We start from the raw sequence: 1,557 nt of genomic DNA, 5'->3' as shown, positions 1-1,557 counted from the left end.
GGGATTTTGATTTAAAGCCAAAATTTAGTCGCCCAAACCGACTGCGATAATTTTATCAAACCGCTTCCGTTTTGCGACGGGTAAATCTAGCTTTGATTTCGGGCGGATTTTGCTCGGCGCGCAAATTTAAATCCTCCCGCATTTACCGCCGCGCCGTTAAAATTTGCTATAATCAAATCAAATTTTCAAAGGAGAAAATATGAAAAAAATCGCGTTTTTGTTGATGATTATCGGGGCGTTTGCGTTTGCTAAAAGCGAGGAAGCGCCGCAAAAATCTGAGCCAAAGCAGCTTGAGATGGTGCTTATCTTAGATAAATCGGGCTCCATGAGCGGGCTTGAGAGCGATACGATCGGCGGCTTTAACTCGATGATCGACAAGCAAAAAGAAGCGGGCGTGGACGCAAAGGTAACTACGGTGCTCTTTGATACGAATTTTAAGACGCTGCACGATAGAGCCGATATCAAAAAGGTCGAGAAGCTAACGAACAAGGACTACGTCGCTAGCGGCAACACCGCGCTACTAGACGCTGTGGGCGATACGATAAATAAAATCTCAAAAGTCGAGGATATCTACGCTAAAAACAGAGCCGTGCTTTTCGTCATCATCACCGACGGGCAGGAAAATTCGAGCAAGGAGTACTCAAAGGCGCAGATCAAAAAAATGATAAGCGATAAGCAGGAAAAATACGACTGGGAGTTTATATTTTTGGGAGCGAACATCGACGCGGTTAGCGAGGCGCAAAGCCTAGGCATAAAGGGTACGAACGCAGTGAAATACAAAAACAGCAGCGAGGGCGTGCAGAAAAACTTTGAGGCCGCTGCAGAGATGTCCAAAGATATGGCGATGGATAAAAAATCAAGCTCGAAGTGGCGCGAAAAGGTGCTTGAGGATAAGTAAAATTTGACTTAAGGCGCGGCTTGTTGCCGTGCTTTTGTAAATTTGCGGTTGTTCTTAAATCGCTAGTCATGGCTCAAAGCGGAGCAGGGCGATTAAATTTGACGAGGCGAGTTATTTTTGTTTTTGTCAAATTTAACAAAGCAGAGCTTCGCTTCGGCGCTATTAATCTATAAAAATTATTCGGGCGAATTTGCGACGAATTTATCGCCGTATCGCCCGCATAAAACTACTTTTTCAGCTTCTCGTAATCAATCATAAAATCAACGAATTTGCTTTTAAAATTTGGATCTTTTATCAGCCCGTATTGTATCGTCGCGGCTTCGATATTATCGATCTCTTGATATAGGTACCCGAGCGCCGCACGGCTTTCCATCGCGTTTGGATCGGTGAGCTTAGATAGCTCCAAAAGCGCGGTTGCGTTTTGCGGGTGGTTTGAGCCGATGGCGGCTACGGCTGCTAGAAACAGCGTGCCCGCGTCGTTTATCTTAAACTCGTCGATTATGCGGTTGTAGATCTGATAGCTCTCCTCAAAATCGTTCGTGAAAATGTCGATATAAGCTAGCGTCTGGAGCAAGTCGGCGTTATTAGCGCCTTGTTTTAGCAGTGCTTTTATCTTTTCGCGTTCGTAGTTTAGTAGGCCAGAGATTTGCAAAAGCTTG

The 1,557-nt window shown here is 45.1% G+C and carries 1 protein-coding gene and 1 pseudogene; one reads left to right on the top strand and one right to left on the bottom strand.

Features of this window, described 5'->3' with window-relative positions; translation table 11 throughout:
• Positions 1 to 199 precede the first annotated feature (199 nt).
• Entirely contained in the window at positions 200 to 898 is a 699-nt protein-coding gene (locus Q0338_RS04695) for a vWA domain-containing protein (protein WP_298085744.1), read from the top strand.
• Positions 899 to 1,124: 226 nt separating this feature from the next.
• Here Q0338_RS04695 and Q0338_RS04690 read toward each other — a convergent pair.
• Positions 1,125 to 1,557: pseudogene (locus tag Q0338_RS04690) on the bottom strand (GTP pyrophosphokinase); the annotation flags it as partial.

It is taken from the genome of uncultured Campylobacter sp., from assembly GCF_938018145.1.
GTDB lineage: Bacteria > Campylobacterota > Campylobacteria > Campylobacterales > Campylobacteraceae > Campylobacter_A.
Note: the sequence above shows the minus strand (reverse complement) of the source record. Positions and strands in the feature narration are given on the sequence as shown.

Excerpts from the sequence above, each read along its gene's own strand:
- Q0338_RS04695 (WP_298085744.1), top strand. The coding sequence starts at position 200 with ATGAAAAAAATCGCGTTTTTGTTGATGATTATCGGGGCGTTTGCGTTT.